The organism is Marinobacter sp. SS8-8, from assembly GCF_030540945.1.
In the GTDB taxonomy this organism is placed as follows: domain Bacteria; phylum Pseudomonadota; class Gammaproteobacteria; order Pseudomonadales; family Oleiphilaceae; genus Marinobacter.
Map to the genome: position 1 here is coordinate 1 of NZ_JASSVN010000036.1, position 7,416 is coordinate 7,416.

Below are 7,416 nucleotides of genomic sequence, written 5' to 3' on the forward strand. Positions count from 1 at the left end.
CTTTGGGTGCCCAAATAAGTAATCGGGTGAGCGGCCCTTAACCAGTCGGTCAACCGGACGCCAAAAGCGTGGCGCTTTTGGTTCCCTCCGCTGCGCTCCGGCGCCGGTTACCTCAGCGTTAGGGCTGGTCGTAGTGCCCTCCAATGGCGAAAACGTAAATGGATTTGTCGTCGAATCGGTATATGAGTCTGTCTTTCTGTGAGATACGCCGTGACCACAAGCCTGATAAGTTGTGTTTAAGCGGTTCAGGTTTGCCGATGCCTATTGCTGGATCGTCGGAGCGGAGCATTTCTTTCAGCAATTTGCAGAGAGCTTTGTGCAGCTTCTTGTCTTTCTCTCGCATTTTTTCATAGGCTTCCCAAGTGCTGCCCTCAAATACCAGTGATCTCATTCATCTGCTCATCATTAGGTGTGTATCCTTGGCCACGGCTGTGAGTATCGAGAGAGGTGGCAATCTGCTGCATCAGGTCTCGGTTCTGAAGAACATGCAGGGTTTCCTGTTCTCTTTCCCAGTCTTCAGCACTCATAATTACGAAAGCCTCTCCGGCGCGGCGCGTCACCTTGAGGGGCTCATGTTTGTTAATAACCTGTTCTACAAGGCTTTTCAGGTTATCTCTGAATTTGTTTACACTGATAACATCCATAACTCCACCATTACGTACGGAAACTCCGTACAACTATATCCCAATAGCCCTAACAAGGCCAGTCACGGCGACGCCTACTGCATTGCGGCTTCGCCTTCATTCCGCAGGCGCGCATGCTGGCTGGCGTTAAAGGCCTGGCTGTCGTGTTCTTGGGCGCGGTGTTTGGGCGCGGTTTGGCAGCAGTTTTCGGGCAGAACACAGCCGCCGGTCTGGCAATTGTTTTGGCCGGTAATTCGGTGCTCAGGTCGCGGGGCAATCCGGCGCATTCATTGGTCAGCTTCCGTCCATTTGGTGTTCTGGTTCCTGGCGCCATGGGTCAGCCTGGTGCAAGGTGTCGGGAGTGGGCATTCGACTTTGGGTGCCCAAATAAGTAATCGGGTGAGCGGCCCTTAACCAGTCGGTCAACCGGACGCCAAAAGCGTGGCGCTTTTGGTTCCCTCCGCTGCGCTCCGGCGCCGGTTACCTCAGCGTTAGGCAGGAAGAGGCCCATGAGCTATGAGCGAATATAACCTCGAATTTGCCGAAGCTATGGCTGAGTCTAGTGCTCTGATTCTCCGTAGCGACTCTTTGCCTGACGAGGCTCAGCGAGCCGCCTTGTATACTGCCCTCGTTGCATGTGAAGTAGCACTGAAATATGTTTTGTCTGAGGCCGGTGTTTCTGTCCCAAAAACTCATGACCTATCAAGGCTGGTTAATCTCGTCTCGAATTGCTCGATTGAGAGAGAAATTTCAAGGGGTGTTATCAAGCGTGTCCCGGCAAGTTGCGTTCGAGGCATCAAGGCAGCCGACGAATACAGTGACGCTACACTGGGTAAGTTGCTCGAAGCAGAGGAGCTCGGGGCGTCCAAATTCCCGAACGAAATTCGCTACGGCCATACGCTGACACACTTCCCTGCATCAGTCATGCAACGGGCAAGTGTTCGGCTTATTTCGTGGGTCAAGACTTATGCCCCAAGCGTACAAGCCTAACAATTGCATTAAATTCGTTCCGGCCCGAGGGGCCTCCACCGGACGGCTTTTTCTCCGCTTCGCTGCGTAAAAGCCGCCGTTTATGCAGGCGTTAAAGGCCTGGCTCCGGTGCTCTTTGGCTTGGTGTTTGGCTGCTATTTCAGTGGGTGCCGGCAGGCAGAAAACCGCCTTCAGTCTGGCAAGGATGTTGGCGGCCAATCGGGAGTTCAGGTCGCGGGGCAATCCGGCGCATTCATTGGTCAGCTTCCGTCCATTCGGTGTTCTGGTTCCTGGCGCCATGGATCAAGTTAGTACACAGTACCGGGAGTGGGCATTCGACTTTGGGTGCCCAAATAAGTAATCGGGTGAGCGGCCCTTAACCAGGCGCATCAATACGCGGCCTGCGGCCGCCGGACGCCCTTGTCAGGGCGCCGTTGTGCGCAGCGTTAAATGCCTGGCTCCGGTGCTCTTTGGCTTGGTGTTTGGCTGCTATTTCAGTGGTTGCCGGCAGGCAGAACACAGCCCTCAGTCTGGCAATTGTTTTGGCCGGTAATTCGGTGCTCAGGTCGCGGGGCAATCAGGCGTATTCATCGGGTAGTTTTCGCGCATTCGGTGTTCTGGTTTCTGGCGCCATGGATCAAGTTAGTACACAGTACCGGGAGTGGGTATTCAGCTTTGGGTGCCCAAATAAGTAATCGGGTGAACGGCCCTTAACCAGGCGCATCAATACGCGGCCTGCGGCCGCCGGACGCCCTTGTCAGGGCGCCGTTGTGCGCGGCGTTACGTTTCGTCGTCGACAAGGCATCGAGTAATTGGATGAATGTAGAAATCATCGGTGATCGTGAATTTATCACCTCTGTTCAGGAGCATGACGGTGTTTGGGTGCTAATGGCAGGCCAATCGCTTTACGCCTTACCAGCGGAGGGTGGCAGGGCTCTTCCTGTTTGGTCGTCATCAGAAAAAGCAGAAGTGTTCGCCGAGAATTTGAACCAAAGAGGGCTATCCCCTGTGTTCGTTCCGATGAGCAATTTCCTGGGTGCTGCCTGGTTGGGTTCGTCGAGCCTACAAATCGTCGATGTCTTGGCTTCACCCCGCTATGGCCAAGAGTCTCTCACCTACACAGCTGAGGAACTCCGTGCCAGACTCAAAACGTAACAATGCCATTAAGTCTGTTCCGGGCCGATGGCCCTCCACCGGACGCCCCTGTCGGGCCGCCGCTTATGGCTGGCGTTGGGCGGCAGATAGTTGGTTCAATGACTGAAGGAGGTTGAAGATGGGTTTTTTTAAGGATCTTTTACGTCACACGATGGGAGGCCATCATGGTGGCGGTCGTTATGGCGGTCGTTATGGCGGTGGTCATCATGGTGGATATGACCCGAACTACAGGGGGCAGCCTAGCAGCACGCCACCAAGTTCAGCATGCCCAAAGTGCGGGGCAAGCAACGCCGCAAGCGCGCGCTTCTGTCAGCAATGCGGGGCTTCGATGGTTCCAGCAAAGTGCGCGTCCTGTGCAGCGGAAATTCCACCTGGTGCAAAGTTTTGTCCGCAATGTGGAAAGCCGGCGTAGGTAGCAGGTTCTCAGTGTGGCCGCCGCCCAACAAGGCGCTGCAGCGGACGGCGCTCCGCGCCGCCGCTGAGCTTGGGCGTTAAAGGCCTGGCTCCGGTGCTCTTTGGCTTGGTGTTTGGCTGCTATTTTAGTGGTTGCCGGCAGGCAGAACACAGCCCTCAGTCTGGCAATTGTTTTGGCCGGTAATTCGGTGCTCAAGTCGCGGGGCAATCCGGCGTATTCATTGGTCAGCTTCCGTCCATTCGGTGTTCTGGTTCCTGGCGCCATGGGTCAGCCTGGTGCAAGGTGTCGGGAGTGGGCATTCGACTTTGGATGCCCAAATAAGTAATCGGGTGAACGGCCCTTAACCAGGCGCTGTAGTACGCGGCCGATGGCCGCCGGACGGCCTTTTCATTGCGGCTTCGCCTCCATTACAAGGCCGCCGCTAAGCTCTGCGTTGTACGGATATTAGAATATGAAAAACTTTCATTTTGATGGGCCAACGTGGGCATTTCTTACGCCTGAACAAATGTATGATGAAGAAGGAAAGCTTCGAAGGGCACATAAGCACTATCAAAACGCAGATATTTATTTTCTTTCCATTATGAATAAATGTCTTTTTGAGCCGAGAAAAACCAAAGTTTCTTCTGATGGAAGCATTAAATGTGAAGTGTGTGTGGGTGATCCATAAAAAAAGAAATTCGATCGTATTAGCATATCTTTTCCGTTGCCTGAAATTTGGTACGCGATGCCTGGTATAAAAGATAGATTTGATGATAGAAATGAATTTCTTTTTTTTGTCCTATTTAATCAGTATCACCCTAAAGGCTCTTTTAAAAAGAGGGTGTATGAGCTTTCTCGAAAGTTACTTAAAAGAGGTGTTATTTCGCCAACACTTTGTTTTAAGATATTAAGAGGCATCTATTCGTCAGAGATTACGGTTCGTCATGAAACACGATTTGAAATAAATATCTTTGACCCGCTAGCACATTGTATGACGAATAATGAAAAAGCGGAGCAGGCGCGGAAAGGCAACCCTAGATTTTATGAGTTGAATGAGGCCGACTGGGATACATCTAAAACTAAAGATGTTGATTATAGCAAGCTTCCTAGTGCTGAGAAGGCTGAAAATTGTAGGCTGACGGTCGATCAGATCATAAATCACTTTAATATCGAAGTGGGCAATCAGAAGGTTGCTTATATAGGAAAGACTGAGCAAGAGCCATTTGACAGGCTTTTTCCTCATAAAAAATTGAATGAGCTGGATGCCAAGCTACTAAAAAATGAATACGAAACTCTGATTATTCACCTATTTGGATTTATGAATTGGGATGAGCCCGTTTTATCACTCCCACCAACGACGTCCATTTCAAAAGCTGACGCAATAACAATAGCTGAAGCTGAATTAATCAATTACTTTAAGCCGTCAGAGAATGATAAATTTGTAAAGGATGATGGTAAAGCCAATTGGAAGCATATTAAGCTTTTGATAAGGAATAGATACAAAAAAATTCGAGGATTGCTTGATGTGGATGGTCAATATGCAAAATTCTATACACTTCATGTTGGTGACAAAAATTTGAACAGACATGAAGTTGACATCGATCTTGCGGCTTACAGCTCCGTACAACAAGAAAATGCAGTGGACTCGTAAACTCGCCACTGATTTAAGCGTTATATTTCTTGACCGCGTCTGTTAACAGGTGCTATTAATAGCACCGAATAGTTGGCTAGGTAATCACTATGCAAGTGAAGTTTTCCGAGGATGTCATTCCTCTATCAGACCTGAAGATTAATCCCGGAAAGGTGGTTGGTCGAGCGCAGGACACGCATCGTCCGATTCTGCTTACCAGTCGTGGCCGCGGTATAGCTGTTGTTCAGGGGCTGGAGGATTATGAGAGAACCGCAGAGGAACTGCGGTTTGTAAAAGCGGTGGCGCAGGGGCTTATGGATGTTCGTGAGGGCAACACCGTGTCGTTGGAGGACGCCAAGAAAACATTGGGCATCAAGTAAATGGAATTACGCATCGCACAGTCCGCTCTTGAGGACTTAAAGGCTATTCAGGAGTATTACAGAGACGAGGATGTGCCACATATTGGTGATGATTTCGTGACTGCTATCTTGGAACATTGTGGAATGCTTCAAGTCCACCCTGATGCTGGTCGAGTCGTTCCTGAATTCAGCCTGGATCATATTCGCGAATTAATTCACGCTCCATTTCGGGTTGTCTACCTCAGGCAGTCTAAAGAGGTTGTGCTCATACGAGTCTGGCGAAGTGAGAGGCAGCTCGAACTACCAGAAAACGAAACATAACCAGGCCATGCACCGGATGCCAAAACCTTCGCTTCGCTGCGGTTCTGTCACCGGTGATGGCAGGCGTTAAAGGCCTGGCTGTCGTGTTCTTGGGTGTGGTGTTTGCGGCCGGTTTCGGTGTTTGGCCTCGGCAGAAAACAGCCCTCAGTCTGGTAGTGGTTTTGGCCGGTAATCTGGCATTCAGGTCGCGGGGCTATCCGGCTTTACCTCGGACAAAACCCGCCCATTCAGTGCCGTGGTTCCTGGCGCCATAGTTCGAGTTAGTACACAGTACCGGGAGTCGGCATTCAGTACTGGGTGCCAATACAAAACAACGGGTAACCGGCCCTTAACCAGTCGGTCAACCGGACGCCAAAAGCGTGGCGCTTTTGGTTCCCTCCGCTGACGCTCCGGCGCCGGTTACCTCAGCGTTAAAGGCCTGGCTCCAGTGTTCTTGGGTTTGGTGTTTGGCTGCTATTTCAGCGGTTGCCGGCAGGCAGAACACAGCCCTCAGTCTGGCAATTGTTTTGGCCGGTAATTCGGTGCTCAGGTCGCGGGACAATCCGGCGCATTCATTGGTCAGCTTCCGTCCATTTGGTGTTCTGATTCCTGGCGCCATGGGTCAGCCTGGTGCAAGGTGTCGGGAGTGGGCATTCGACTTTGGGTGCCCAAATAAGTAATCGGGTGAACGGCCCTTAACCAGGCGCATCAATACGCGGCCTGCGGCCGCCGGACGCCCTTGTCAGGGCGCCGTTGTGCGCGGCGTTAAAGGCCTAGCTCCAGTGTTCTTGGGTTTGGTGTTTGGTGTCGGTTCCGGTGTTTGGCCTCGCAAGTAAACAGCCCCCCGGTTCGGCTAAGGTTTTAGCCGCTATTCCGGTGTTCAGGTCGCGGGGCAATCCGGCGTATTCATTGGTCAGCTTCCGTCCATTCGGTGTTCTGGTTCCTGGCGCCATGGATCAAGTTAGTACACAGTACCGGGAGTGGGCATTCAGCATTGGGTGCCAAAATAAGTAATCGGGTAACCGGCCCTTAACCAGTCGGTCAACCGGACGCCAAAAGCGTGGCGCTTTTGGTTCCCTCCGCTGCGCTCCGGCGCCGGTTACCTCAGCGTTATGTGGTGCCAACCATGCTAAAATCGCGGGTTTTGAACGATGTTTAATCACGGGTAGCCAGGACGCTACTCATTAAAGAAAGGAACTCTGACTATGAGCAACCTGATTGCCGCCTGCGTCGGCGACATGCATGTTTGCCCGATCAAAGGGCACGGCTCCTCCCCCATCATGCCAAACGGCTCCAGCATCCTTGTTGAAGGTAAACCCATTGCCCGGGTTGGCGATGTAACCGGCTGCGGTGCGGTTATTACTCAAGGCTACCCGCTCGCAATAGCAGATGGTATGCCAGTGGCCTACCTTGGCAGCCCCACCAGTCATGGCGGTTCGATTGTCAGCGGCAATCCACGAGTGATTTTGGGCGTTGCCACCAACACCGCACCGGTTGTGGATTTCGCCATGGCGGGTGCGCTGGATGACAAAGGGCAGCTTACCCCTGCCGCCAAGGAGCTGCTCGATAAAGACCCGCAGGAATTTGTTCGCAAGGCTGCTCAGAAGGGTGCGTTGATTGACGAAGGCTTGCCGGACGAAGAACCGAAAGATTCCCCCACCCAAGAAGATCGCCCCACGGTTCGGGTGGAGGCTGGTATCTTTTTTGACGGCACCGGCAATAACCGCGACAACACCCAGACGTATCAGCAGCAGATGGACGAGTGTTTGACGGCCAATGCAGCCGGTGCCATATCGGAAGAGGAATGCAGCAGTGAACTGTCGCAGATCATGGAAGGCAGTTACCTTAACGCAGAAACGAATGTCTCCAAACTGGAAAACCTTTACCAGCGTGAAGGAGGCCAAAGTGAGACCGGCGAAAGGGTCTACCGGCTATCAACCTATGTGTCGGGAGTTGGGACCAAGTCCGGGGAGCCGGACGACGGTC

The 7,416-nt window shown here is 52.3% G+C and carries 10 protein-coding genes; 8 read left to right on the forward strand and 2 right to left on the reverse strand.

What is annotated here, in order from left to right:
- Positions 1-118: 118 nt before the first annotated feature.
- Together QPL96_RS18970 and QPL96_RS18975 are read right to left on the reverse strand one after the other, a co-directional pair.
- The gene (locus tag QPL96_RS18970; RefSeq protein WP_303288849.1) at positions 119-391 is read right to left on the reverse strand and encodes a Txe/YoeB family addiction module toxin; all 273 of its coding nucleotides are present in this window, start codon (positions 389-391) and stop codon (positions 119-121) included.
- Positions 372-644 (reverse strand): type II toxin-antitoxin system Phd/YefM family antitoxin, encoded by a 273-nt coding sequence (locus QPL96_RS18975; protein WP_303288850.1) that lies wholly within the window; start codon positions 642-644, stop codon positions 372-374. Before QPL96_RS18975 ends, QPL96_RS18970 begins: the two co-directional genes overlap by 20 nt.
- Positions 645-1,139: 495 nt before the next feature.
- Between QPL96_RS18975 and QPL96_RS18980 the strand changes: the two genes are divergently transcribed.
- The 8 genes from QPL96_RS18980 to QPL96_RS19015 all read left to right on the forward strand — a co-directional run.
- Positions 1,140-1,613 (forward strand): HEPN domain-containing protein, encoded by a 474-nt coding sequence (locus tag QPL96_RS18980; protein WP_303288851.1) that lies wholly within the window; start codon positions 1,140-1,142, stop codon positions 1,611-1,613.
- Positions 1,614-2,408: 795 nt separating this feature from the next.
- On the forward strand, positions 2,409-2,747 hold the full coding sequence (locus QPL96_RS18985) for a DUF2750 domain-containing protein (protein ID WP_303288852.1): 339 nt from the start codon (positions 2,409-2,411) through the stop codon (positions 2,745-2,747).
- Positions 2,748-2,898: 151 nt separating this feature from the next.
- Positions 2,899-3,159 carry a zinc-ribbon domain-containing protein gene (locus QPL96_RS18990; protein WP_303288857.1) on the forward strand — a complete coding sequence of 87 codons (261 nt, stop codon included), beginning with the start codon at positions 2,899-2,901 and terminating at the stop codon, positions 3,157-3,159.
- A gap of 454 nt (positions 3,160-3,613) precedes the next feature.
- Positions 3,614-3,829: a hypothetical protein gene (locus tag QPL96_RS18995; RefSeq protein WP_303288853.1), complete on the forward strand. Its 216-nt coding sequence runs from the start codon at positions 3,614-3,616 to the stop codon at positions 3,827-3,829.
- 57 nt (positions 3,830-3,886) lie between these two features.
- Positions 3,887-4,792, forward strand: coding sequence for a hypothetical protein (locus QPL96_RS19000; protein ID WP_303288854.1), 906 nt, complete (start codon positions 3,887-3,889; stop codon positions 4,790-4,792).
- Positions 4,793-4,881: 89 nt separating this feature from the next.
- The gene (locus QPL96_RS19005) at positions 4,882-5,151 is read left to right on the forward strand and encodes a type II toxin-antitoxin system Phd/YefM family antitoxin (protein ID WP_008284815.1); all 270 of its coding nucleotides are present in this window, start codon (positions 4,882-4,884) and stop codon (positions 5,149-5,151) included.
- Positions 5,152-5,451, forward strand: a complete 300-nt coding sequence (locus tag QPL96_RS19010) for a type II toxin-antitoxin system RelE/ParE family toxin (RefSeq protein WP_303288855.1) — start codon at positions 5,152-5,154, stop codon at positions 5,449-5,451. It begins immediately after the preceding gene.
- Between the two features lie 1,184 nt (positions 5,452-6,635).
- On the forward strand, positions 6,636-7,416 hold a 781-nt coding region (locus QPL96_RS19015; RefSeq protein ID WP_303288856.1), incomplete at its 3' end, for a PAAR domain-containing protein.